The sequence below is a fragment of the Pseudomonas sp. N-137 genome, assembly GCF_034555295.1.
GTDB lineage: Bacteria > Pseudomonadota > Gammaproteobacteria > Pseudomonadales > Pseudomonadaceae > Aquipseudomonas > Aquipseudomonas rhizophila.
Window position 1 is genome coordinate 61,675 of record NZ_JAXUDQ010000016.1, and the last position, 25,579, is coordinate 87,253.

20 protein-coding genes are annotated in these 25,579 nt (G+C 60.8%); 2 read left to right on the forward strand and 18 right to left on the reverse strand.

All coding sequences use genetic code 11. The features are described 5' to 3' along the window. Position 1: 1 nt before the first annotated feature. The 3 genes from T3A99_RS14745 to pilB are packed head-to-tail and all read right to left on the reverse strand — an operon-like array spanning position 2 to position 3,793. A complete protein-coding gene (locus T3A99_RS14745) occupies positions 2–871 on the reverse strand; it encodes a prepilin peptidase (RefSeq protein ID WP_047229861.1) in 870 nt (289 codons plus the stop codon). 1 nt (position 872) lies between these two features. Further along, complete coding sequence (locus T3A99_RS14750; RefSeq protein ID WP_076386354.1) at positions 873–2,090, reverse strand: type II secretion system F family protein; 1,218 nt, start codon at positions 2,088–2,090, stop codon at positions 873–875. Positions 2,091–2,092: 2 nt separating this feature from the next. Beyond that, positions 2,093–3,793 (reverse strand): type IV-A pilus assembly ATPase PilB, encoded by a 1,701-nt coding sequence (pilB, locus tag T3A99_RS14755; protein ID WP_047229859.1) that lies wholly within the window; start codon positions 3,791–3,793, stop codon positions 2,093–2,095. A gap of 225 nt (positions 3,794–4,018) precedes the next feature. Here pilB and T3A99_RS14760 point away from each other — a divergent pair, with 225 nt between their 5' ends. After that, positions 4,019–4,438 carry a pilin gene (locus T3A99_RS14760; protein ID WP_047229858.1) on the forward strand — a complete coding sequence of 140 codons (420 nt, stop codon included), beginning with the start codon at positions 4,019–4,021 and terminating at the stop codon, positions 4,436–4,438. A 280-nt stretch (positions 4,439–4,718) separates the two neighbouring features. Next, on the forward strand, positions 4,719–5,072 hold the full coding sequence (locus tag T3A99_RS14765; RefSeq protein WP_047229857.1) for a BON domain-containing protein: 354 nt from the start codon (positions 4,719–4,721) through the stop codon (positions 5,070–5,072). A 322-nt stretch (positions 5,073–5,394) separates the two neighbouring features. On the opposite strand, the gene T3A99_RS14770 is transcribed toward T3A99_RS14765, so the two are convergent. From T3A99_RS14770 to dksA, 15 genes are all read right to left on the reverse strand, one after another. Then, a complete protein-coding gene (locus tag T3A99_RS14770; RefSeq protein ID WP_047229856.1) occupies positions 5,395–5,691 on the reverse strand; it encodes a DUF2845 domain-containing protein in 297 nt (98 codons plus the stop codon). Position 5,692: 1 nt separating this feature from the next. After that, the gene (locus T3A99_RS14775) at positions 5,693–8,626 is read right to left on the reverse strand and encodes a DUF748 domain-containing protein (RefSeq protein ID WP_322834508.1); all 2,934 of its coding nucleotides are present in this window, start codon (positions 8,624–8,626) and stop codon (positions 5,693–5,695) included. A gap of 119 nt (positions 8,627–8,745) precedes the next feature. Continuing rightward, positions 8,746–9,762, reverse strand: a complete 1,017-nt coding sequence (locus T3A99_RS14780; RefSeq protein WP_107322949.1) for a class I SAM-dependent rRNA methyltransferase — start codon at positions 9,760–9,762, stop codon at positions 8,746–8,748. Between the two features lie 134 nt (positions 9,763–9,896). Next, positions 9,897–11,834, reverse strand: a complete 1,938-nt coding sequence (gene acs, locus T3A99_RS14785) for an acetate--CoA ligase (protein WP_047229853.1) — start codon at positions 11,832–11,834, stop codon at positions 9,897–9,899. 205 nt (positions 11,835–12,039) lie between these two features. Beyond that, positions 12,040–13,704 (reverse strand): glucose-6-phosphate isomerase, encoded by a 1,665-nt coding sequence (pgi, locus tag T3A99_RS14790; RefSeq protein WP_047229852.1) that lies wholly within the window; start codon positions 13,702–13,704, stop codon positions 12,040–12,042. Positions 13,705–14,020: 316 nt separating this feature from the next. After that, complete coding sequence (panD, locus tag T3A99_RS14795) at positions 14,021–14,401, reverse strand: aspartate 1-decarboxylase (RefSeq protein WP_047229851.1); 381 nt, start codon at positions 14,399–14,401, stop codon at positions 14,021–14,023. A 240-nt stretch (positions 14,402–14,641) separates the two neighbouring features. Beyond that, positions 14,642–15,502, reverse strand: coding sequence for a pantoate--beta-alanine ligase (gene panC / locus T3A99_RS14800; protein ID WP_047229850.1), 861 nt, complete (start codon positions 15,500–15,502; stop codon positions 14,642–14,644). Then, positions 15,499–16,299, reverse strand: coding sequence for a 3-methyl-2-oxobutanoate hydroxymethyltransferase (panB, locus tag T3A99_RS14805; RefSeq protein ID WP_047229849.1), 801 nt, complete (start codon positions 16,297–16,299; stop codon positions 15,499–15,501). Before panB ends, panC begins: the two co-directional genes overlap by 4 nt. A 402-nt stretch (positions 16,300–16,701) precedes the next feature. After that, positions 16,702–17,187, reverse strand: coding sequence for a 2-amino-4-hydroxy-6-hydroxymethyldihydropteridine diphosphokinase (folK, locus tag T3A99_RS14810; RefSeq protein ID WP_139051180.1), 486 nt, complete (start codon positions 17,185–17,187; stop codon positions 16,702–16,704). A 3-nt stretch (positions 17,188–17,190) separates the two neighbouring features. Next, positions 17,191–18,588, reverse strand: coding sequence for a polynucleotide adenylyltransferase PcnB (locus tag T3A99_RS14815; protein WP_047229847.1), 1,398 nt, complete (start codon positions 18,586–18,588; stop codon positions 17,191–17,193). A gap of 716 nt (positions 18,589–19,304) precedes the next feature. Further along, positions 19,305–20,735 carry a sigma-54-dependent transcriptional regulator gene (locus T3A99_RS14820; protein WP_076386346.1) on the reverse strand — a complete coding sequence of 477 codons (1,431 nt, stop codon included), beginning with the start codon at positions 20,733–20,735 and terminating at the stop codon, positions 19,305–19,307. A gap of 22 nt (positions 20,736–20,757) precedes the next feature. Beyond that, entirely contained in the window at positions 20,758–23,712 is a 2,955-nt protein-coding gene (locus T3A99_RS14825; RefSeq protein ID WP_160893587.1) for a sensor histidine kinase, read from the reverse strand. Beyond that, complete coding sequence (locus T3A99_RS14830; protein ID WP_003176118.1) at positions 23,696–23,872, reverse strand: hypothetical protein; 177 nt, start codon at positions 23,870–23,872, stop codon at positions 23,696–23,698. The genes T3A99_RS14825 and T3A99_RS14830 overlap by 17 nt, the downstream gene beginning before the upstream one ends. 77 nt (positions 23,873–23,949) lie before the next feature. Continuing rightward, on the reverse strand, positions 23,950–24,840 hold the full coding sequence (gene gluQRS / locus T3A99_RS14835; RefSeq protein WP_047229881.1) for a tRNA glutamyl-Q(34) synthetase GluQRS: 891 nt from the start codon (positions 24,838–24,840) through the stop codon (positions 23,950–23,952). A gap of 233 nt (positions 24,841–25,073) precedes the next feature. Further along, on the reverse strand, positions 25,074–25,517 hold the full coding sequence (dksA, locus tag T3A99_RS14840; protein ID WP_047229844.1) for an RNA polymerase-binding protein DksA: 444 nt from the start codon (positions 25,515–25,517) through the stop codon (positions 25,074–25,076). Positions 25,518–25,579 lie beyond the last annotated feature (62 nt).

A 25,579-nucleotide genomic window follows, 5' to 3' on the forward strand; every position in this document is an offset into this window, starting at 1 on the left:
ATTAGGAACCGACAGACTGCCAATAGAAGTCGGTTATTTGACCACCCCAGAGCAAGGCAATCCAGCCGGCAATGGCCAGATAGGGCCCGAAGGGGATTTGCGTCGATGTCGGTGCATCACGCAGGCGCAACACAATGACCCCGATAACGGCGCCCACCAGCGATGACAACAGCAACGTCAGCGGCAGGATCTGCCAGCCGCCCCAGGCGCCCAGCATCGCCAGCAGCTTGAAATCCCCGTAGCCCATGCCTTCCTTGCCAGTGATCAATTTGAACACCCAGAACACCGACCACAGCGCCAGATAGCCGGCCACGGCGCCCCACATCGCCTGATTCAAGGGGACGAACAACCCGAAGCTGTTGACGATCAAGCCCAGCCACAACAACGGCAGCACCAGGGTGTCGGGCAACAATTGGTGCTCGGCATCGATCAGGCTCATGCCCAGCAGGCCCCAGGTCAGCACCATCACCATTGCGGCCTGCCAGCCAAAGCCGAAATACCAGGCGACGAACGCCGACAGGATGCCGCAGGCCAGTTCGGTCAGGGGATAGCGCCGGCCGATGGGCGCGGCACAACTGGAGCAACGACCGCGCAATGCCAGGTAACTCAATAGCGGAATGTTTTCCCAGGCCCGGATGCGGTGGCCGCAGTGCGGGCACTGGGAATGCGGCAGCATCAGGTTGTAGACCGGGCCAGGGGCTTCGGCGGGCAGGCCCAGCAAGTCATGGGCTTGCAGCCGCCATTCGCGCGAGAGCATCTTGGGCAGGCGCCACACCAGGACGTTGAGGAAACTGCCGATGATCAGTCCGAGCAACAACGCGGCGAGCACAAAGGCCAGGGGATACAGCGCGAAAAATTCGGTCAGGGGCATGTCAGATCGCAGAGCCGAGTTGAAAGATGGGCAGGTACATGGCAACCACCAGGCCGCCGACGACCACCCCCAGGACCACCATGATGAACGGTTCCATCAGGCTGGTGAGATTGTCCACCAGATTGTCCACCTCGGCTTCATAAAAGCTCGCCACTTTGTCGAGCATGTCGTCCAGCGCGCCGGACTCCTCGCCGATGGCGGTCATCTGGATCGCCATGTTCGGGAATATGCCTGAAGCACGCATGGAAAAATTCAATTGCATGCCGGTCGAGACATCCTGCCGGATGCGTTGTACCGCGCGTTTGAACACCACGTTACCGGTGGCGCCTGATACCGAGTCCAGGGCTTCCACCAGCGGCACGCCGGCCGCGAATGTCGTGGACAGGGTCCGGGCGTAGCGGGCCACGGCGGATTTGTACATCAGGGTGCCGATCAGCGGCAGTTTGAGCAGCCATTTATCGCGCCAGTCACGCAAGCCCTGGGAGCGCTTGAGTGCATGTTTGACACCGAAGAACGCCGCCACCGCGCCGCCCAGCAGCATCCACCACCACTGCTGCATGAACTCCGACAGGCCGATGACCATCACCGTGAAGGCCGGCAGTTGGGCGCCGAACCCGGAGAATACCGATTCGAACTGCGGCACCACCTTGACCAGCAGAATACCCGTGACCACGGCGGCGACGAGCACCACGGCCGCCGGGTAGGTCATGGCCTTCTTGATCTTGGCCTTGAGGGCTTCGCTTTTTTCCTTGTAGGTCGCGACGCGCTCCAGCAGCGTATCCAGGGCGCCGGCCTGTTCACCGGCGTCCACCAGGTTGCAGTACAGTTCGTCGAAGTATTGCGGGCTCTTGCGCAACGACGCGGCGAAGCTGTTGCCGGCGGCGACTTCCTGTTTCACCTCGTCCACCAGCTTGCGCATGTTGGCGTTGTCGAAGCCTTCGCCAATGATGTCGAACGCCTGCAACAAGGGCACGCCGGCCTTGAGCATGGTCGCCATCTGACGAGTGAACAGGGCGATATCCAATGGCTTGATACGCTTGCCCTTGCTGAATATCGAGGTGGACTTCTTGCGAACCTTGCCTGGGTTGATGCCTTGTTTGCGCAACTGGGCCTTGACCAGGGCCGGGCTCTGCCCAGTCAGTTCGCCGGTCATTTTCGTGCCTTTGCGGTCTTTGCCTTCCCACGTGTAAACGTCGGTTTTTATTGCCTTGACCGCCATGTTCAATCCTTGGTGACCCGGTTGATTTCTTCGAGGCTGGTGATGCCTTGCATCACTTTGAGCAGTCCCGAGGCGCGCAGGTCATTAAAACCGTCCTTGCGCATTTGCAGGTCGATTTCCAACGAGTTGCCCTCGGCCATGATCAGCCGTTGCAGCTCGGGCGTATTCCTGACCACTTCGTACACCCCCACGCGCCCCTTGTAGCCGTTGTTGCACTGTTCGCAACCGACCGGCTCATAGATCGTGAACGAGCCGATGCGTTCCCGGGGGAAGCCTTCCTTGAGCAGGGTTTCTTCGGGAATTTCGATGGCCCTTTTGCAATGTGGGCACAGCTTGCGCGCCAGTCGCTGGGCGATGATGAGGTGGACCGCCGTGGCGATGTTGAAGCCGGGAATGCCCATGTTGTGCAGGCGGATCAGGGTTTCGGCGGCGCTGTTGGTGTGCAGGGTGGAGAGCACCATGTGTCCGGTCTGGGCGGCCTTGATGGCGATTTCGGCGGTTTCCAGGTCGCGGATCTCGCCCACCATGATCACGTCCGGGTCCTGGCGCAGGAACGAGCGCAGGGCCTGGGCGAAATCCAGACCCTGGCGCGGATTCACGTTGACCTGGTTGATGCCTTCCATGTTGATTTCCACCGGATCCTCAGCGGTGGAAATATTGATGTCCACAGTGTTGAGGATATTGAGCCCGGTATAGAGCGACACGGTTTTGCCAGAGCCGGTGGGCCCGGTCACCAGAATCAACCCTTGTGGTTGTTTGAGCGCCGCCATGTACAGCTCTTTCTGGTCCGGCTCGTAGCCCAGGGCATCGATACCCATCTGCGCGCTGGAGGGGTCGAGGATCCGGATCACCACTTTTTCACCCCAGAGCGTCGGCAGGGTGTTGACCCGGAAGTCGATGGACTTGTTTTTCGACAGGCGCATTTTCAGGCGCCCGTCCTGGGGTTTGCGCCGCTCGGAAATATCAAGGCTGGCCATGACCTTCAGGCGCGCGGCGATGCGGGTGGCCAACTGGATCGGCGGGCGGGCCACCTCTCGCAGCATGCCGTCGGTACGCACCCGCACCCGGTAGATTTTTTCATAGGGTTCAAAGTGCAGGTCGGAGGAGCCGCCCTTGATCGCGTCCAGCAGCATCTTGTTGACGAACCGCACCACCGGCGCATCGTCGGTGTCCTGGCCGGCGATGGAGTCTTGCTTGTGATCATCGATCGACTCGATGTCCAGGCCGTCGAGGTCGACATCGCCCATGCCTTCCAGGCCGGTGCTGGTGGATTCGAAAAACTTTTCGATGGCGTCGCTGAGCTTGTCGTCCTCCACCAGAATGGCTTCGGTGGTCAAGCCGGTGCTGAACTGAATGTCATTGATGGCCTGGTGATTGGTGGGGTCGGAGATGCCCACGAACAGCTTGTTGCCACGCCGCCACAGCGGCAGGGCGTGGTGCTGGCGCACCAGTTTTTCGCTGACAAGGCCGGTGGGTTGGGTTTCCTTGTCCAGGCTGTTGAGGTCCAGCAGGGCCACGCCGAAATGCTCCGAGGCAATTTCCGCCACCTGGCGACTCTGGACCAGTTTGTTCTGCACCAGGTAACTGACCAGGGGCATGCGACTGCTTTGGGCTTGTTGGTACGCCTGCTGCGCACTTTGCTCGGTGATCAGTTCGGCCAGCACCAATTGCTTGGCCAGACCGCTTAAGGCGATGTCATTCATGGGAATCCCGGAGGCGGACAGTTCATGACTTATAGCCTAGTCAAGCATCCAGACCAAACCAGCGGGGCGCAGTGACAAAAAACGTCAGATAGTGCGCTTGTTGGGGTAGGACATAGGGACGCGGCGGGTCGAAGTCCCTTGCCAGCGGGCGCGACAGGGTTGGCACATGCCATGCAATGGCCTCCTCAGGTCATGAGACTCCACCTCATGCTTTGGAGATTATCTATGAATAAGCAAAACGGTTTTACCTTGATCGAGTTGCTGATCGTTGTGGCGATCATCGGCATCCTGGCGACGTTTGCGTTGCCGCAGTATTCCAAGTATCAAGCGCGGGCGAAAGCTACGGCGGGGCTGGCGGAAGTCTCCGCGTTGAAGGTGCCGTTCGAGGACGTCATGAACCAGGGAACCAACCCGACGTTAGCCAACATCGGCGGAACATCGCCCACCAGCAATTGCACGCTGACCGCTTCAGGTACTGCAGCGGACGGAACCGGAACCATTGCATGCACCCTGCTGAATGCGCCAGCTCCCGTTCTCGGCAAGGCAATCACCCTTTCCCGTTCAGCAGCCGGTGTCTGGACCTGCGCTTCGACGGCCGTCCAGGAATTCTTGCCCGCCGGTTGCACGGGGGCCGCTGCACCCTGATTTTGGGTCTGGTTGAGCCGGTGGCGAGGGGCTTTTCCCCTTGCCCAGGAAAACCTCAACAATTCATAAACTTAGGGAGCGCCGAAAAAGCCGCAACTTGCATGTCCCAAATCAGCAGGCCATGCATTTTGCATGATTGTGAAAATTGCCGTTTCGCTTAACTAGTTGATTTTAAAAGAATTAATTAATTCGTGAAAACTGGCACAGCCTTCGCACTACTCCTGATAACCCTGCCGGGAAACACCTCCGGCAGTTTTTGAGAAAAACAGGAGTTACTCGTATGAAGAAGTTCGCTATCACTGCCGCAGCTGCCACCGCCCTGACTCTGACCATGGCTAGCGCTTTCGCCGAGACCACTCAAGCAACTCAGGCTCCGATGATGCTGGCTGCTGGTGAAGTGACAGAAGCCAAAGAAGACGTTTCTGATACCTGGATCACCACCAAGGTCAAAGCCGATCTGGTCACTGAAAAAGGCATCCCAGGTTCCGATATCAAGGTAGAAACCAATAAAGGCGTAGTGTCGCTGTCGTCGACTACTGTTCTGACCGACGCGCAAAAAGACACCGCCGTGGCGATTACCAAGAAAATCAAAGGCGTCCGAGACGTTTCGGCTGACGGCCTGAAATCCGAGTAAGACTCAAGGCTTCTCGCCTGGACCGGGAGAAGGCACGGCAAGCGGGCTGAGACATACGTTTGCCGTTGCTTTGGAGTTCATGCGAAGGCCACACGGAAGTGGCCATTACAGGCCCCCGGCATTCGTGCCGGGGGCCTGTTCTATTGCGCAATGGAAAAGTATTCAGGGACCCATCTGGGAAATCGACTGGCCGATTTCGCGAGCAGGCTCGCTCCCACAGTGGACGAGCTTCTTCGGCAAGATGCGTTCGAATGTGGGAGGGAGCCTGCTCGCGATTGGCGGCAGCACATCCCACGCCATCTCAACTGAATGACAGAACCGCTCAGCGCCCCCGCTTGCTGGTGATCTGCACCAACCGATTCCCCTCGAAACGCAGGTACTGGTACATGCCACTGTTGGGGCCGTAGGTCCATTCTTCCACCGGGTATTCTTCCCGGCGATTGACGCTGCGTTTGTAGCCCAGGTCATCCCGCGCCGCGGGTTGCCCGCATTTTTGCAGGACTTCGCTGGAGCGGTCACCGACGCTGATCAACTGGCTGCCACAGCGCAATGTATCGGCTGCCGACGTCTGGCCGCTGGCGAGCAGCAAGATCAGGCTAAGCCCGTACAGACGTTTCATCTTATTCGGCATCCAGATGCATGGGGGTGATCACGCGCCCGTCGCTTTCGGCCTGACCGAGGCTGGCGTCGATGAAATACACACGGTCATCAGCCAATTGCCCTTTGTCCACCAGGAAATCCTTGATGCTGCTGGCGCGCTCCTGTCCCAGCTGGCGCAACAGCACTTCGTTGCCACTCCAGAACGAGATCACGCCTTCGCGCAGTTTTTCCGTGCGCGCCTTTTTATCCAGTTGCGTCCATTCGACCGGTGGCTGGGTCTTGAGACGGGTGCGATAGATGCCTTCGAGCAGCGGTGCCTTTTCATCCTCGGGCACCTCCAGCAGCGAGGCCTTGGCAGGGACTTTGTCGCCTCTGCGCTGCAGCATCTTGTAGTAGTTGTACTGGTATTCGCGTTCCAGACGCTGGGCGGCGAGCAGCGGACCGTCGCTGCTTTGGGCGGCGGTGCCTTCGATCTCCAGGCGCAACTCCGGACGTTTACCGAGGGCTTCGGACAACTTGAGCAGCGTACCTTCGTTGTCCGGGTTCAGTTCGCTTGAGCCCGGGGCGAATGACACGCTGCCCAAGTCTTGCGAGGCACCCCCGGCCACCAGCCCACCGATGAGTTTGAATGGCGCCTGGGCCGCCCGTACCACTAGGTTGCGCAGGGTTTGCCAGACAATTGGCATCACGCTGAATTGCGGATCATTGAGGTCGCCGGAAACCGGCAGCTCGATGGAAATCCTGCCTTCGGAGTCCTTCAGCAGCGCGACGGCCAGCTTGAGCGGCAGGCTCACGGCGTCCGGGCTGTCGACCTTTTCCCCCAGTTGCAGTTGCTCGACCACCACTTTGTTGTCGGCCAGCAACTTGCCTTTGGTGATCCGGTAGTGCAGGTCGAGGTTGAGTCGGCCCTTGCGGATGCGATAGCCGGCGAATTTGCCGGAATAGGGTGTCAGGGTCGTCAGTTCGACCCGTTTGAAACTGGTGGCAATGTCGAGGCTGGCCATCGGGTCGAAGGGGTTGAGCGCCCCTTTGATGGTGACAGGCGCGTAGCGGTCGACCTTGCCGTTGATGTCCACGGTGGCCGGCTTGGCCTGGCGGCTGTCGATGGTGCCGATCTGGCCGTTGAGCTGCTGGATAGCCGTGGCGAAGTTCGGCGTCAGGCTGAAGTCGGCGAAGTTGGCCGAGCCATCGTTGATGGCAATGCCGCCGACGTGGATGCCCAGCGGTTTCTCCTGGGATGCCGGTTTTGCCGGGCTGTTGTTCGTACCACTGTCGGCCGGTTGCGGGATCAGCAGGTCATCGACGTTGGTGGTGCGGTCTGGGTTGATCATGAATCGCGCGTAAGGCTGGTACAGGTTGACCTTGTCGATCGACAGGCTGTCGCCGTGCTGATAGTTGAGCCCTTCGAGCACCAACTGTTTCCACTTGATGAAGTCCCGGGTCCTGAGGGTATCGAGGGTGTGCAGTTGATCGACCTGGGCTCGACCGGTGACGGCGAATGCCAGCGGCTCGGTGCTCTTGAGGTCCACCGCCAGGTCGCTGCCGAGCATCCCGGAGCGCAGTTCCAGGCGAATGAACGGGTTGATGTAGGCCTGGGCGACCCGCAGGTCGATGTCCTGGGTCTTGACCTTGAGCCGGGCGGTGATCGGGTTCAGGTTGACCTCGCCGTCAGCCAGGATCTTGCCCTGTTTGCCTATCCCGGTATCCAGCTTGAGGGTAAAGGGTGAGCCGTTGAGGGTGTCGTAGTTCTGCAGGTCGAGGTTCAGCGGGCCGACCTCCAGGGCCACCGCCGGCTGCGCCTGACGGTCGGCCAGGTGCACCTGGTAATTGCGCAGTTGCACGTCCTTCAACAGCACCTGCCAGGGCTTGCTCGGTGCCTGGGGTTCAGGCTCGGGCGAGTCGGCGGCTGCCGGGGCCGACGCCGGTTCGACCTTGACCTGCGGTTTGGCCGGCTGACTGGCGAAGAGTTTTTGCCAGTCCAGTTGCCCATCCGCCTCGCGCGCGGCCCAGGTTTCCAGCTTCTGGCTGCGGATCTTGCCGACGATGACTTGTTGCTTGGCCAGGTCGACGGTTGTATCACTCACATCCAGGCGTTCGAGCTTCGCCAATGGACGGCCATCCGGCGCCTTGATGGAGAAGGGGGCCACGCTGACGGCCACGTTGTTGAGCAGCAGTTCGGTGCCCTTGGCCAGGTTGAGCTTGTAGTCGGTACTCAGGTTCAGCACGCCGTTTTCCAGCACCAGCGGTACCGCGTCGCGTACGTAGGGCCACCAGACTTTCATCTGGCCGTCGGTGACTTTGATCTTGCCCTCGGAGGCGATCGGCGTGAGGCTGAAGTTGCCGGTCCAGTCGACCCGACCGCCTTGAGGGCTGACGGCCACCAGGGTCATGTCGGCGTTGTCGTCGGGCAGTGTGCTGAGGTTCTTGAGCTCGAAATCAAGGGTGTCGTACAGAAACTCGATGGGCTCGCTGGGACGCAGGTCCTGAAAATGCAGGTAACCGCCGGCCAGTTTGATCCGGTCGATTCGCAGGGGAAACGGCTTGGCGTCGGGGTCGACCGGGGTGGTTTCGCTGGCCGGCAGCTTGAACAGGCCCAACAGGTTCAACTGACCGTCCTTGGCGAACATGATCTCGGTCTTGGGCTTGTCCAGCTCGATATCGGTCAGGTGCAGGGCACCGGACCAGAGGCTGTCGAGCTGCAGGTTGGTGTACAGCCGCTCGAAGGCTATCTGCTCCTTGCCCGGTTCGCCGACATTCAGGCCCCAAAGCGTGACTTCGAGGCTGAAGGGATTGAGCTCGATACGCTGAATCTGGGCTGGCACCGTTGCATGGTCGGCCAGTTGTTGATTGGCGATCCGCAAGGCGACACCGGGTAATATCAGAAAACCCAGCAGGCTGTAGAGGGCCAGTACGGTCAACAGGGCGCCGAAAGCGCGAATCAATCCTTTGGGCATGTGCGGCTTCATCTGGTGTGAATTCGGAGTGCCTTGGAGTATGGCATGCGTTTACGGTTCCGAAGCCACTGTGATTTATCAGATTTGTCCGTTTTCGGCGTAGGAGTTGAACCGCTGGTTCAGAGCTGAAGGATCAACGTCTTGAGTGGCGGCTGCTGGTCCAGCGAGGGGAAATCGCTGCCGGGTGTCAGTATTTTCCATTCGCGCACCGGGCGGCCGGCCTTTTCCGCGCAGCGCAGCACCTGCTCGCGCCAGTCGTCCATGGAGACTTTTGCCAGGTTGTTGCAACAGATCAGCACGCCATTTTCAGCGGTGGTGAGCAGCGCCGGCTTGAGCAGGCTCTGGTAATCGCGCAAGAGGTCGACAGTGCCGAACGCGCTCTTGGCCCAGGCGGGCGGGTCGAGCAACACCAGGTCGTACTGGCGTTGCTCCAGGCGCACATAACCTGGCAGCTTCTGCCCGCGTCGCTGACTGATGGGCAGGCCGGCCAGTTGGCGGATGGCCGGGAAGTAATCCGATTGCACGAAATCCATGGGCGGCAGATCAGGGTTGAGCAAACCGTTCTCGCGCCCCACCGCCAGGTTGCCTTCGGCAAAGTCCAGGTTGCACACCTCGCGCGCGCCACCGGCCGCGGCGCTCAGGCCGACGCCGCAGGTGTAGGCGAACAGGTTCAGCACGCTTTTGTGACGGCTGTGTTCCTTGACCCAGCCCCGGGCGTTGCGCAGGTCGAGAAACAGCAATGGATCCTGCCCGGCATGGCGCCCGCGCACGCGGTAGTTCAGGCCCCATTCACGGCCGACAAGGTCTTGCAGGGCGGCTTCGTCAGCCTGGTAAACGGTGTCCTGGCGGTCGACGCGCGAATTGCCCCGGGCGCGATCGTTGTAGACCAGCAGGGTGTCCAGGCCCAGGCACTCGTTGACGATACCGTGCAATTGCAGCAAGGCATCGCGTTCCAGTGACTGATGGAAACTTTGCACCAGCAATTGCGGGCCGTAGCGGTCGACCGTCAGGCCAGGGGCGCCTTCCTGGCTGCCATGGAACAAGCGATAGCAATCGGTGCCTTGCTGGTGCAATTGGCCGAGCAGGTCCTGGCGCTGATCGAGGGCGGCGCGCAGCGCCTGATTCAAGGAAGACATGCCGGGCGCGCCTTAAGGAAATGAGGCGCGGGAGTTTAGCAGTTTCTGTGGCGAGGGGATTTGTGGGAGCAAGCTGTGCTCCCACAGTCCAGCGACGCAAGGACTCGATGCCTCAGGGGAACCGAGTCATTCGCTCAGCGATTAAGGCGCTTGTCGATCAGCCCCTCCACCACGCTTGGATCGGCCAGGGTCGAGGTATCACCGAGGCTGTCGAGCTCGTTGCAGGCAATCTTGCGCAGGATGCGCCGCATGATCTTGCCCGAGCGGGTCTTGGGCAGTGCCGGCGCCCACTGGATCAGTTCCGGTTTGGCGAAGCTGCCGATCTCCTTGCTGACGTGGTCCAGCAATTCCTTTTTCAACGCGTCGTTGGCCTCGATTCCGTCCATCGGCGTGACGAAAGCGTAGATGCCCTGGCCTTTGAGGTCGTGGGGGTAACCGACCACTGCCGCTTCGGCGATGTTGTCGTGCAGCACCAAGGCACTTTCTATTTCGGCAGTGCCGATGCGGTGACCGGAGACGTTGATCACATCGTCGATGCGCCCGGTGATCCAGTAATCGCCATCTTCGTCTCGACGGGCGCCGTCGCCGGTGAAGTAATAGCCGGGGTAGGGCTTGAAATAGGTGTCGACCATGCGGGAGTGGTCGCCATAAACGCTGCGAATCTGCCCCGGCCAGCTCGCCTTGATCGCCAGCACACCGCTGCCGGCGCCATGGATTTCCTTGCCGGTTTCATCCAGCAACACCGGTTGCACGCCAAACATCGGTCGGGTGGCGCAGCCCGGCTTGAGCCGCGGCGCACTCACCAGCGGGCTGAGCATGATGCCGCCGGTCTCGGTCTGCCACCAGGTGTCGACAATCGGGCAGCGCTGTTCGCCGACCACGTTGAAGTACCATTCCCACGCTTCCGGGTTGATCGGCTCACCGACGCTGCCGAGCAATCGCAGGCTTTTGCGCGACGTTTCCTGCAACGGTCCGGCACCTTCGCGCATCAGCGCTCGCAGGGCCGTCGGCGCGGTGTAGAAAATATTGACTTGATGTTTGTCGATCACCTGCCAGAAGCGCGAACTGCTGGGGTAGCTCGGTACGCCTTCGAAGATCAGCGTGGTGGCGCCGTTGGCCAGCGGGCCGTAGACGATGTAACTGTGACCGGTGACCCAACCGACGTCGGCGGTGCACCAGAACACTTCGTTGTCGCGGTAATCGAGCACGTACTTGAACGTCATCGCCGCTTGCAGCAGATAACCACCTGTGGTGTGCAGTACGCCCTTGGGCTTGCCGGTGCTGCCGGAGGTGTAGAGGATGAACAGCGGGTCCTCGGCGTCCATCGGTTCCGGCGGGCAATCGTCGCTCATGTCGTGCATGGCCTGGTGGTACCACAGGTCGCGGCCTTCGACCCAGGCCACTTCGCCCTGGGTGCGCTCGACCACCAGCACGGTGCTGACGTTCGGGCAACTTTCCAGGGCCTTATCGACGTTGCGTTTGAGCGGTATGAATCGTCCGCCGCGCACGCCTTCGTCGGCTGTGATCACGGTGCGGCAATCGGCGTCGAGAATCCGGTCGCGCAGCGAGTCCGGTGAAAAACCGCCGAACACCACCGAATGCACCGCGCCAATCCGTGTGCAGGCAAGCATGGCGTAGGCCGCTTCAGGGATCATCGGCATGTAGATGCAGACCCGATCGCCTTTCTTCACGCCGCGGCTTTTCAGCACGTTGGCCAGGCGGCAAACATGGTGATGAAGTTTTTTGTAGGTGATTTCTGCCGATTCGGCGGGGTTGTCGCCTTCCCAGATGATCGCCGTCTGGTCGCCACGTGTCTCCAGGTGACGGTCGATGCAGTTGGCGCTGACGTTCAGCTTGCCTCCGGCGAACCAGGTGGCGTCGCCGATCTTGAGGTCATAGCGCTGGACGGTTTGCCAAGGCGTCATCCAGTCGAGAAAGCGCGTGGCCTGCTCGCCCCAGAAAGCGCTGGGATGTTCGATGGATTCTTTGTAGAGCCGCGTGTACTCGTCCTGACTCAGTTGCGCAGCCCGGCGGACGGCATCGGCTTGGGGGTACTGGCTGATATCGAACATGACGGTTCCTTATTCTTGTTTTTGCGACAAGTCATAAAGATGCGCCGAGTAGCCGGAGGGTTCAAGTCATGTACAAATCAACTGTGGGAGCGAGCCTGCTCGCGATGGCGCTGTGTCAGTCAACATCTGTGTCAACTGATCCACCGCCATCGCGAGCAGGCTCGCTCCCACAAAGGTAACGCGGGCCTTGATAACTACTTGAGGATCAGCCGCGATGACGCCCGCGGAAGTAGTTGATCAAGCCCTGGGTCGAAGGGTCTTCGGCCGCGCTTTCTTCGCTGCCCACCAGACGGTTGTAGACGCCCTTGCCCAATTCCTTGCCCAGCTCCACGCCCCATTGGTCGAACGCGTTGATACCCCAGACCACGCTTTGCACGAACACTTTATGTTCATACAGCGCTACCAATGCGCCAAGGCGACGTGGGCTGATGCGTTCGACCACCAAGGTGTTGCTCGGACGGTTGCCCGGGATCACCTTGTGGGAGGCCAGTTTCTGCACGTCTTCTTCGCTCGCACCTTTGTCACGCAGTTCCGCTTCGGCTTCGGCGCGGGTCTTGCCCAGCATCAGTGCCTGGCTCTGGGACAGGCAGTTGGCGTACAGCCACTGGTGGTGATCGGAAACCGGGTTGAAGCTGACGATCGGCACGATGAAGTCTGCCGGGATCAACTGGGTGCCCTGGTGCAGCAACTGGTGGTAGGCGTGCTGACCATTGCAACCGACGCCGCCCCAGATCACAGGACCTGTGTCGGTAGACACCGGAGTGCCGTCCTGGCGCACACTCTTGCCGTTGGATTCCATGTCCAGTTGCTGCAAGTGCTTGGTGATGTTGCGCAGGTAGTGGTCGTACGGCAGGATCGCGTGGCTTTGCGCGCCCCAGAAGTTGCCGTACCACACGCCCAGCAGCGCCAGCAGTACCGGCATGTTCTGTTCGAACGGCGCGCTCTGGAAATGCTGGTCCATGGAATAGGCGCCGGAGAGCAATTCCTTGAAGTTCGACATGCCGATGGCCAGGGCGATCGGCAAGCCGATGGCTGACCACAGCGAGTAGCGCCCGCCGACCCAATCCCACATCGGGAAGATGTTTTCTTCGCGGATGCCGAAAGCCACGGCGGCGGCGTTATTGCTCGATACGGCGATGAAGTGGCGGTACAGCTCGGCTTCGGAGCCGCCCTGGGCCAGGTACCAGGCACGGGCAGCCTGGGCGTTCTTCAGGGTTTCGAGGGTGTTGAAGGATTTCGACGAGACGATGAACAGCGTGGTCTCGGCGCGCAACTTCATGGTCAGTTCATGGAACTCGCTGCCATCGATGTTCGCCAGGTAGTGACAGCGCACGCCTTTTTGCGCGTAAGACAGCAGCGCTTCGGAGACCAGTTCCGGGCCGAGGAAAGAGCCACCGATGCCGATGTTCACCACGTCGGTAATCGGTTTCTCGGTGTAGCCGCGCCACAGGCCGTCATGGATGCGCCCCACCAGATCAGTGATCTGGTTCAACACCTTGTGTACGTCGGGCATGACGTCGGCGCCGTTCACCAGCAGTTTATCGCCCACAGGGCGGCGCAGCGCGGTATGCAGGGCCGGGCGGCTCTCGGAGGCATTGACGATTTCGCCTTCGAACAGCGCCTTGATCGCGCCCTTGAGGTCGACTTCATTGGCCAGGCACACCAGCAGGTCACGGGTCTGGGCGTTGATCAGGTTCTTTGAGTAGTCGAGAAACAGGCCGCAGCTCGACAGAGTGAATTGATTGAAACGCTGCGGATCGGCATGGAACGCTTCGCGCATGCTGAAATCCTGCATGGCTTTGCGGTGGTCATTCAGCGCTTGCCAAGCAGGCAGAGCGGTCACGTCGTGAGGGGTTCGGTAATACGCCATCGCTGCGGGTTTCCTTTTTACTTGAACGACCTTTTGTACACTAAAAATTCCGGCATGGCCTCAGGGGGCGTCCGGACAACTGCGTCGACACGATCTATGGGCACAGGGCGACTACAGTAAACCTCGCGTTGCGATCTGTCTTGGCTTTGTCAGACCGTTTCCCGGTACTTTTTTATACAACAGGGGCGGGATTGGTCCGACAGACGGAAGCGCGGCGATGTTCCCTGGCACAAAGTCCCTATTCTGGGGAATGCCCGCTGTGGGAGCAAAGCGTGCTCCCCAAGCTTGCACACCGAGGAAGCGGCACAGGGTTCGGTCAGGCGACCTGAACCGGGATGGCATTGCTGGTGTGGCTCAGTTCGTTGCCCGGGGCCATGTACAGCATGCGGGGCTTGAAGTTGGCCAGTTCGGCTTCGCTGTAATGGGCGTAGGCGCAGATGATCACCCGGTCACCCACCTTGGCCTTGTGCGCCGCAGCGCCGTTGACCGAAATCATTCGCGAGCCTTCTTCGCCACGGATTGCATAGGTGGTGAAGCGTTCACCGTTGTCGACGTTGTAGATCTGGATCTGTTCGTATTCGCGGATACCCGACAGGTCCAGCCACTCACCATCAATGGCGCAGGAGCCTTCGTAGTCGAGCACGGCGTGAGTGACTTCGGCGCGGTGCAGCTTGGCCTTGAGCATGATGGCGTGCATGAATGTTTCCTCTGGTCGGGTCCGAACGGCGGGCAGTTTGCCCGAAGGCTCTGGAGGCAGCAATACACAAGAGATGTGAGAATGCAGTCTGTAAAACACCGTCTATCCCTTGTGGAAGCGAAGGCTGTGGGAGCAAAGCTTGCTCGCGATGACGCCGTCAAATTCAACACATATGTCGACTTTTAGACTGCTATCGCGAGCAAGCCTGGCTCCCACAAGGCCCCCATTGGGCTAGGGTGTTCAGGCGAGTGCGTCGAGGTCCAGGTGCAGGTTATCGATCAACCGGGTGGTGCCCAGGAAAGCGGCAACCAGAATCACCAGATCACGATCCTCGGCCGTGGCCGGACGCAAGGTACGGGCGTGGCGGACTTCCAGATAATCAGGACGCAAGCCGGCAGTTTCCAGTTGCTTGACCTGCTCGGCCACCAGCACCGGGAAATCCCGCCGCCCCAGCCTGATCGCCTCGGCAATCTGGCTCAGGCTGCGATAGACCACGGGTGCCACCGCGCGTTGTTCAGGGCTGAGGAAGCCGTTGCGTGACGACAGCGCCAGACCATCTTCGGCGCGAACGGTCGGCTCACCGATGATCTGAATCGGCATGTTCAGGTCATGGACCAGCGCGCGGATCACCGCCAGTTGCTGGAAGTCCTTCTGGCCGAACACCGCAAGGTCAGGCTGGACCATGTTGAACAGTTTGCTGACCACCGTTGCCACGCCCTCGAAATGCCCCGGACGGCTGGCGCCGCACAGGCCTTCGGACAGTTGCGGGACACTGACCCGGGTCTGTCCGGCCATGCCGTCGGGGTACATCTCTTCGACGGTTGGAGCGAACAGCAGATGGCAGCCGGCCTGGAGCAGTTTTTCCTGATCGGCAGCCAAAGTGCGCGGGTATTTGTCCAGGTCTTCGCCGGCACCGAATTGCAGCGGGTTGACGAAAATGCTCGCCACCACGAAGTCGGCCCGCTGCGCCGCTTTGGTGATCAGCGCCATATGGCCGCTGTGCAGGTTGCCCATGGTCGGCACGAAAGCAATGCGTTTGCCTTCGCTGCGGGCGCGGGCCACGGCGGCCCGCAGTTCGCGTACGGTTTTGACGGTGTTCATGCAGAAAATCCGTGCTCGACGCCAGGGAAGGTCGCCGCTTTGACTTCGGCAACGTAGGCGCCCAGGGCGGCCTGGATGGTCGCTTGCCCGGCCATGAAGTTCTTCACGAATTTGGGTACGCGACCGGTGATCGACAAGCCGAGCATGTCATGCAGCACCAGTACCTGGCCGTCGGTGGCGCTGCCGGCGCCGATGCCGATGACCGGGATCTTCACCGCCTGGGTGATTTCCTCCGCCAGTTCGCTGGGCACGCATTCGAGCAGCAACATCGCGGCACCCGCCTGCTCCAGCGCGATCGCATCGGCGCGCATCTGACGGGCCTGGTTTTCATTGCGGCCCTGAACCTTGTAGCCACCGAGGATGTTCACCGCTTGGGGCGTCAAGCCCAGGTGTGCGCACACCGGGATGCCGCGTTCGGCCAGCAGGCGAATGGAATCGGCCAGCCACAACGCGCCTTCTACTTTCACCATGTGGGCGCCGGCCTGCATCAGCATGGCGCTGTTGGTCATGGTTTGTTCGAGGGTGGCGTAGGCCATGAATGGCAGGTCGGCAAGGATCAGTGCATCGGTGTTACCGCGTTTGACGGCGGCCACGTGATAGGCCATCTCGGCGGTGGTCACCGGCAGCGTGCTGTCGTGACCTTGCAGCACCATGCCGAGGGAATCGCCCACCAGCAGCACTTCGACACCGGCCTCATTGCAGGCGTGGGCGAAGGTTGCGTCATAGCAGGTCAGCATGGTGATTTTTTCACCTTTTTGCTTGAGACCTTGCAGCGTGGTCAGGGTAATAGCTGGCATGAAAAAGTCCTCATTAGGCGCCAGGGGATGTTCTCAATCGGTTTCCCTGACTGAGAACACCTCCTTGAACTACTGCGAGTAACGCGCATGATTCGTCATTTATACAGGCGCACCCTCTATGCGTGGTGCTTGTAAGGCCTGGATTGCGCCCTTTAGCGCCGCGTTGGCGGCGACGGGACGCCTATAGTCGTGAGGAGTACCCGGGAAGTCAATTGGATGTGTTACCGCCGGGTGTTACCGGGGTTACTGATGCGTTTCAGCGTGGGGGAGAGTCTCGAAAGTGACTGTAGGGTCCGAATCTTGTGGGAGCGAGCCTGCACGCGGTTGCGGTGTGTCAGTCGACATTTGCAATGGTTCAATCACCGCTGTCGCGAGCAGGCTCGCTCCCACAGGCTATCTACGTCAGTTGGAGGGCAAGCGTTCCAGGCCGACAAACGGGCACGCTGCAAGCAGGTCCTTGAGCAGCCTTCCATCGGCCAGGCGCAGGTCGGCGGGTGCCAGTTCTGCGAGGGGATAGAGTACGAAGGCCCGGGCGTGCATGTGGTAGTGAGGGACTTTCAGGCGGGGCTCGTCGATCAGGCGATCGCCGAACAGGAGAATGTCCAGGTCCAGGGTGCGCGGACCCCAGCGCTCCAGGCGTTCGCGACCTTGCCCGGTTTCGATGGCTTGCAGCGCATCGAGCAGGTCCAGCGGCGCCAGGCGACTGTCCAGCGCCGCGACCGCATTGGTGTAGCGTGGCTGGCCAGGCAGCAGGGAGTCGCTCTGGTAGAACGCTGACACGCCCGTCAGTTGCGTGTCGGGCAGTTGCGCCAGCGCCTGGACAGCGCTGCGCAATTGTTCGGAGGGCTCGGCGAGGTTGCTGCCCATGCCGATGTAGATGCGCTCCATCGATTACTCGTCCGAAGCGCTCGGGACACCGGCACGTTTACGCTTGGCGCCGCTGCTGCGACGACGCTTGCGCGGGCCGCTGGCACCGTCGTCCTTACCACTGAGTTCGCGGATCATGTCGCGGCGCTCGCTGTCGTTGGCGTCCTGGTAGTCAGTCCACCATTCACCGAGGCCATCGGTTTGTTCGCCGGCGCTTTCACGCAGTAGCAGGAAGTCGTAGCCAGCCCGGAAACGCGGGTTGTCCAGCAGCAGGTCGGCACGTTTGCCGCTGCGCCGTGGCAGGCGTTCCTGCATGTCCCAGATTTCGCGGATCGGCATCGTGAAGCGTTTCGGAATCGCGATACGCTGGCACTGTTCGCTGATCAGCTCGTGGGCGGCTTCCTGCATGGCAGGGATTGGCGGCATGCCGCGCTCCTGCAGGCGCAGCACCCGGGCCGGGAGGGCAGGCCAGAGCAGTGCGGCAAACAGGAAGGCCGGGGTCACCGGTTTGTTCTGCTTGATGCGCAGATCGGTGTTGATCAACGCTTCGCTGATCAGGGTGTGGGTGTAGGTCGGGTTGTGCTCCAGCGCTTCGGCGCTGGCCGGGAACAGCGGGTCGAACAGTTGCAGGTCCACCAGCATTTCAAAGGTGTCCGCCGCGTTGCCCGACAGGAACAACTTGAGCACTTCCTCGAACAGACGGGCCGACGGGATTTCCCGCAGCATCGGCGCCAATTCGCGGATCGGCGTGGCGCTGTGTTTTTCGATGCCGAAATCCAGCTTGGCGGCGAAACGCACGGCTCGCAGCATGCGCACCGGGTCTTCCTGGTAACGCTGCTTGGGGTCGCCGATCAGGCGGATCAGGCGATTGCGGATGTCGTGTACGCCATTGGCGTAGTCGAGGATGCGTTCGCTGACCGGGTCGTAATACAGGGCGTTGATGGTGAAGTCGCGGCGTTGCGCGTCTTCTTCCAGCGTGCCGTAGACGTTATCGCGCAGGATGCGCCCGCTCTCGTTGCGCGAAGACTGGCTACTGTCTTCTTCTTCATCGTTTTGCGGGTGGTTGGCGCGAAATGTCGCCACTTCGATGATTTCGCGGCCGAAGTGGATGTGGACCAGCTTGAAGCGCCGGCCAATGATCCGTGCGTTGCGAAATTCGGCGCGGATCTGTTCCGGCGTGGCGCTGGTGGCGACGTCGAAATCCTTGGGCGTGATGTTGAGCAGCATGTCACGCACACATCCGCCCACCAGATAAGCCTGGTAGCCGGCGTTCTGCAGGCGTTCGACGATGTTCACCGCGTAACGGCTGAACTGGGCCTTTTGCAACGAATGCTGGCCACTGTTGAGCACTTCAGGCGTGCTGCGAATGTGTTGCGTACGACGCAAGGGAGAACGGAATGACTGGAACAGCTTCTTCAGCATGGGATGCACTGTTTGAAGGAATATTCGGCCAAAAACGAAGAGTGACCGCATGATGGGCGGGGATTCTAGCATTTAGTCGAGGGATGGTGTAGGACACAGGAGTTTTGAGCTGCAAGCCTCAAGCTACAAGCTTTGTAGGCTGCGGGGGAGACGGAACGACAGAAACCACAGGGGGAGCCGAAGCTCCCCCAGAATTAGTTGCGTGCTCTGTTTTTATTATTGATTTCGGGCTTCTTGTTTTTGTTGAGTGCCCGCGCCACGAGGTTTTCCCTGCGTGACACTCCCATTCGGGAGTCAAGAGCAAACGGATTGCTTTGGTCGCTGTGTTGCAGTGATCAATCGATCCAACCAGTTCAGGCACCTGTCTTGGGACAGTTTTATTGTTCTCGGCCTGGTTGTGGGGCAAGCCCCAAATACAACGCCTCTCCAAAAGAATCAGTTAGCTGCGCCTCTCGCCGTCTTGTTTTTATTGTGCGTGAGTCGATTCGTCTTATTTTTATTGTCGTTTACACGGTTTGTTATTGTTCTTGTACCAAAGCTATAGCAGGGTGCGTGCCAACTTTTGCAAACCCCAGCAAAGTCGGGGGGCTGGCGGGGTTGTTGGTTTTTTCGGGGCGAAAAAAAGCCGGGGTTTCGTTACCGTAAACCCCGGCTTCTGTTACGTGAAAAAGCTGAGGTAACAGTTTTTTCACATTGGGCGGTGTTACCCGCGCACCTCAGCTTTCGCTGGCGACCCCGGTCTTGCGGCGTGGGATACCCAGGCGCTGGCGGCGTTCCCACAGGCATTTGCGGCTAACCCCCAGCTTGCGCGCCAGTTCGGTCTCAGTCATGTGGTCCTGGTGTTCGAGGACGAAATGCTGGAAGTAATCTTCCAGGGACAAGTCTTCGGTAGGCTCGTGACTGGAGTTGTTGGCACCACCCTGTTGCGGGGCCAGGCCGATGAACTCGTCATCGTCCAGGTCACTGAGCTCGATGTCGATGCCTAGCAGGTCGGCCGAGATTTCCGGGCTCTCGCAGAGGATCACTGCTCGCTCTACCGCGTTTTCCAGCTCTCGAACGTTACCCGGCCAGGCGTAGTGACGGATGGCCTGTTCGGCATCCGGGGCGAACTTGAGATCGGTGCGGTTGACCCGCGCGCTCTGGCGGGCAAGGAAAGCATTGGCGATTTCGTTGACGTCGGCGCCACGCTCGCGCAGGGCCGGCAGCTTCAAGGCGATGACGTGCAAACGGTAATACAGGTCTTCACGGAACTGGCCGATCTTCGCCAGGCTCTTGAGATCGCGGTGCGTGGCCGCGATCAGGCGCACGTCGACTTTCTGCGACTGCACCGACCCGACCCGACGGATCTCGCCTTCCTGAAGCACCCGCAGCAAACGTGCCTGGGCTTCAAGGGGTAGTTCACCGATTTCATCGAGGAACAGCGTCCCGCCGTCCGCCGCTTCCACCAGCCCGGCGCGCCCGGCGCTGGCACCCGTGAACGCACCCTTTTCGTGACCGAACAGTTCGGACTCGATCAGGCTTTCCGGGATCGCCGCGCAGTTCACCGAAATCATCGGGGCCTTGGCCCGTCGGGACAGGTTATGCAGCGCCCGGGCTACCAGCTCCTTGCCGGTGCCGGACTCGCCCTGGACCAGGACATTGGAGTCGGTGGGCGCCACTTTGCGGATCTTGCTGTACAAGTCCTGCATGGGCGGGCAGGAGCCGATGATGCCGATTTCGCCGTTATGGTTGCCGGCGCCGCCTTTGGTGGAGGCTGTCGCCTTGCTCGCCGGTTCCGGCGCATGGCTGGCCGCCGTCTGTCGGTCGCGCAAGATGCGGGCCACGGCCTGGAGCATCTCGTCGTGGTCAAACGGCTTGGCGATGTAGTCCACCGCGCCCATTTTCATGGAGTCCACCGCCGAGCGCAGGCTGGCGTAACTGGTCATGATCAGCACCGGCGTGCCCTGGCCGAGCTTGATCAGTTCGGTGCCGGGGGCGCCAGGCAAGCGCAGGTCGCTGACGATCAGGTCAAACGTTGGAATGCTGAAACGTTCTTGTGCTTCCTGCACTGAACCGGCTTCGCTGACCTGGTACTGATTGCGTTCCAGCAGGCGGCGCAAGGCGGAGCGGATAATTGTTTCGTCTTCGACGATCAAAATGTGCGGCATTGATTCGATTCTCTCGACGGTCTCAGTTCACAGCGGACGTCGCTTCGACATGACGCGGCAAGGTCACCCGTATACGGGTGCCGCGTTGGCTTTGTACATCGGCCGGGCTGTCGATGGTGATTTGTCCATAATGCTCTTCAACGATGGAATAGACCAGTGCAAGGCCCAGACCGGTGCCTTCGCCCGGGTCCTTGGTGGTGAAGAAAGGTTCGAACAATCGGTCCATGATGTTCTGGGGGATACCGCTGCCTTCGTCTTCGACGATCAGGTCGATCGTGTGTTCGCTGGCTTCGCTCTTGACCCGCACCGCGCTGCCCGCAGGTGAGGCGTCGCGGGCGTTGGAGAGCAGGTTGATCAGTACTTGGGCGAGCCGCTGGGGATCGCCGTCGACCCAGTGATCCGGGTCGCACAGGTTGAAGAATTGCACCTCGAAATTGCGCCGGTTCAGGGCCAGCAGACCAATGGCGTCCTGGGCCACTTCGGCCAGACAGACGGGCTCGTCGTTGTGCTGGTGGCCGCCGGCATGGGCGAAGCTCATCAGCGACTGGACGATACGTGACACACGCTTGGTCTGTTCGAGGATCTGGCCGCTGATTTCCGTCAGTTCGCCGTCGTCCTCGCGCTCTTCGCGCAGGTTTTGCGCCAGGCAGGCGATGCCGGTGATCGGGTTGCCGATTTCGTGGGCCACCCCGGCGGCCAGCCGACCGATGCTTGCCAACCGTTCGGAGTGGACCAGCTTGTCTTCGAGCATCTGAGTATCGGTGAGGTCTTCCACCAGCAATACCAGGCCACTGTTACCCGGCGCCAGCGGCTCGTCGATCGCCGCCTTGTGCAGGTTCAACCAGCGAGTCTGGCCGTCGAGGGCCAGGTGCTGCTTGTGCAAATGCTCATCCGGCAGGTCGATGAAGCCTTGCAGCAGGCCTTTCCACGGCTCACTCAGGGTACTCAGGCGTGAACCGACCACGCGCTGGGCGGCGATTCCGGTCAGTTCTTCCATGGCCTTGTTCCACATCAGGATTTCCTGGTCCTTGGCCAGGGAGCACACGCCCATCGGCAGTTCCTGCAAGGTCTGGCGGTGATAACGGCGCAAGGCGTCCAGTTCGGCGGCCAGGCCGGTGAGGCGCGAGTGGTAGTCTTCCAGACGGCTCTCGATGAAGTGGATGTCTTCAGTGACATAGTTCTCGCCGCCGGCCTTGTAGGGCAGGAACGTCTCGACCATGTCCTGGGCCACGCTGGGGCCCATCAGGCCGGACAGGTTGGCTTCGATCCGGTCCCGCAGGCGACGCAGGGCATATGGACGGCGTTCATCGAAGGGCAGGTAGAGGTCGCGCAGGGCCTGTTCGACTTCTTTTTGCGCGGCCTTGGCGCCCAGGGGCTTGGCCAGTTGCGTGGCGAACTCCTGGGGTGAGGCGGCGTGCAGTTCCCGGCGCTGAGGGCGGCGAACGTTGTCCACCGCGCAGGCTTCGGCGGCGCTGGCCTCTTCGCTGCTGGCGTTGGTGAACAGTGAAATCAGGGTGAACATCAGCACGTTCGCCGCCAGTGAGGCGATGGCCGCCATGTGCCAACTGGTGTCGTCGAGCACGTAGATCATGTTCAGCAACGGGATATAGAAGCCCTGCATGTTGCCCAGCAGTGGCAACAGCATGGCGACCAGCCACACCAGGATCCCCGCGAGCAGACCGGCGATAAAACCACGGCGGTTGGCTGTTGGCCAATACAGCACCGACAGTACGCCGGGCAGGAACTGCAAGGTGGCGACGAACGCGACAATGCCGAGGTTGGCCAGGTCCTGTCCGTCGCCCAGCATCAGGTAAAAGCCGTAGCCGGCCATGATGATGGCGACGATCAGTGCGCGGCGGGTCCATTTCAGCCAGCGGTAGATATTGCCCTCGGCCGGCGGCTGGTAGAGCGGCAGCACCAGATGGTTGAGCGCCATGCCCGACAGCGCCAGCGTGGTAACGATGATCAGGCCACTGGCCGCCGACAGGCCACCGATGTAGGCCAGCAACGCCAGGGCCTTGCTGTTGGCGGCGATGCCGATGCCGAGGGTGAAATACTCAGGATTGGTGCTGGCTCCCAGCTTCAGTCCGGCCCACAGGATCAGCGGCACCGCCAGGCTCATCAGCAGCAGGAACAGCGGCAGGCCCCAACTCGCGCTCACCAGCGAGCGCGGGTTGAGGTTTTCGGTAAAGGTCATGTGGTACATGTGCGGCATGACGATCGCTGATGCGAAGAACACCAGCAACAGCGTGCGCCACGGCCCTTCCTGCAGAGGTGTGTGCAGGGCGGCGAGGGCGGTCTGGTTCTGCAGCAGCCACAGCTCCAGTTGTTGCGGGCCATCGAATACGCCGTACAGGGCATAGAGGCCGACGCCGCCGATGGCGATCAGTTTGATCACCGATTCGAAGGCGATGGCGAACACCAGGCCTTCGTGTTTCTCCCGGGTGGCGATGTGGCGGGAACCGAAGAAAATCGTGAAGAGAATGATCAGCGCGCAGAAACTCAGTGCGACCCGGTGCTGCACCGGTTCGCGGGTGAGGATGCTGATGGAGTCGGCCACCGCCTGGATCTGCAGGGCCAGCAACGGCAATACGCCCACCAGCATGAAAATCGTGGTCAGCGCGCCGGCCCAGGTGCTGCGAAAGCGAAAGGCGAACAGGTCGGCCAGGGATGATAGCTGGTAGGTGCGGGTGATTTTCAGGATCGGGTAGAGCAGCACCGGTGCCAGCAGGAATGCCCCCGATACCCCCAGGTAGCTGGACAGAAAACCGTAGCCGTACTGATAGGCCAGCCCGACCGTGCCATAGAACGCCCACGCGCTGGCGTAGACGCCCAGCGACAGGGTGTAGGTCAGCGGGTGGCGGATGATCGCCCGGGGGATCATGCCCCGTTCGCTGATCCAGGCGACGCCGAACAGCACTGCCAGGTAGGCTGCGCTGATCAGGATCATCTGGGTCAGGCTAAAGCTCATCGGCATCTTTTTGGCTCTGCAGGATGAAGGTCACGACGATCAGGATCAGCCAAAGCAGATAGGGCCGATACCAGGCACCCGTGGCGTCGATCCACCAATCCATGATGGCCGGGGAGAACAGATAAATCCCCACTACCAGGAGCAGGACCAAGCGATAGATGTACATCCCGGCCTCTCTTTTTTAAACGCGTGCCCGAAAACGTGCGGCGATGGTAACGGATGGGGGCCAAGCTGCAAGCGCCGTCAACGTATTTGCGCCTCTGGCAGGGTCAAAGTGCGCGGTATCTTCCCCGCATCCCAATGGCGAATGCCCCAGTCCAGCAGGTCCCGGGGGCTGGCGTCGACCCGTTCGGGGCCTGGCTGTTGGCCCAGCGCGCGCAGTGCCCGCAACAACAATGGCGTGGCCTGATCGGCCGCCAGCGGTGGCGAGCGGTAGGACTTGCCGAGTTTATGCCCGTCCGGCTGGGTGATCAGCGGCACATGCAGGTAGCGCGGTTGTGGCAAGCCAAGCAGCTCTTGCAGGTACAGCTGACGTGGCGTGGAGTCCAGCAGGTCGGCACCGCGCACGATATCGGTGACCCCCTGCCAGGCGTCGTCCAGCACCACCGCCAGTTGATAAGCATAGAGCCCGTCGCGACGGCGAATCACGAAATCGCCGACTTCACGGCCCAGATGCTGGCGGAACGGGCCTTGTACTCGGTCGTTGAAGTGATATGCCAGCTCAGGAACGCGCAGGCGGATGGCCGCGTCTTTGGTGTCGTGACCGGCGTTGCGGCACAGGCCCGGATAAATGCCCTGATACGGCTCCAGTTGTTTGCGCGAGCAGGTGCAGGCATAGGCCAGACCCTGGCTGAGCAGGCGATTGATGACCTGGTCGTAGGCCTCATGGCGCTCACTCTGACGGACCATCTCGCCGTCCCATTCAAACCCGTAGCTTTGCAGTGCCTTCAAGATTGCCGCTTGCGCGCCAGGCTCTTCCCGTGGTGGGTCAAGGTCCTCCATGCGCAGCAACCAGCGCCCGCCCGCGGCCCGGGCATCCAGATAGGACGCCAGCGCGGCGACCAGGGAGCCAAAGTGCAGGTGGCCGCTGGGTGTGGGGGCGAAGCGGCCGATGTAGGGGGCAGTGGCGGTCATAAAGCGAATGTTACTGGGTCCGGGCTGTTGGAATACATATCCTGCTGACGAAGCCACCCCTCTGTGGGAGCGAGCCTGCTCGCGATAGCGTCTTATCAGTGGGCATTGATGTGGCTGACCCACCGCTATCGCGAGCAGGCTCGCTCCCACAAGGGAACCGGGTGTGCGGTAAGTATCAGAAACAAAAAACGGAGCGTGTGAACGCTCCGTTTTTCGATGACAGCCCAGGCAATTTACTTGCCGACCTGTTTTTCCTTGATTTCCGCCAGGGTCTTGCAGTCGACACACATGTCGGCGGTCGGACGTGCTTCCAGCCGCTTGACGCCGATCTCGACGCCGCAGGACTCGCACCAACCGTATTCTTCGTCTTCGATCAGTTGCAACGTCTTGTCGATTTTCTTGATGAGCTTGCGCTCACGGTCGCGGGCGCGCAGTTCGAGGCTGAATTCTTCTTCCTGGCTGGCACGGTCGGCCGGGTCAGGGAAGTTCGCCGCTTCGTCTTTCATGTGATCCACAGTGCGGTCGACTTCCTGCATCAAGTCCTGTTTCCACTTGTTCAGGATCTTGGTGAAGTGCGCGCGCATGGGGGCGCCCATGTACTCTTCGCCAGCTTGCGGCACGTACGGCTCAAACCCGCTGAGCGACTGATTTTGATTCTGCTTTGCTTGGGTGGGCATGAATGGACCGCCTCTACTCTTGTAATCCACTACGCAGGATTGCTCCATCACCGACACCTGCC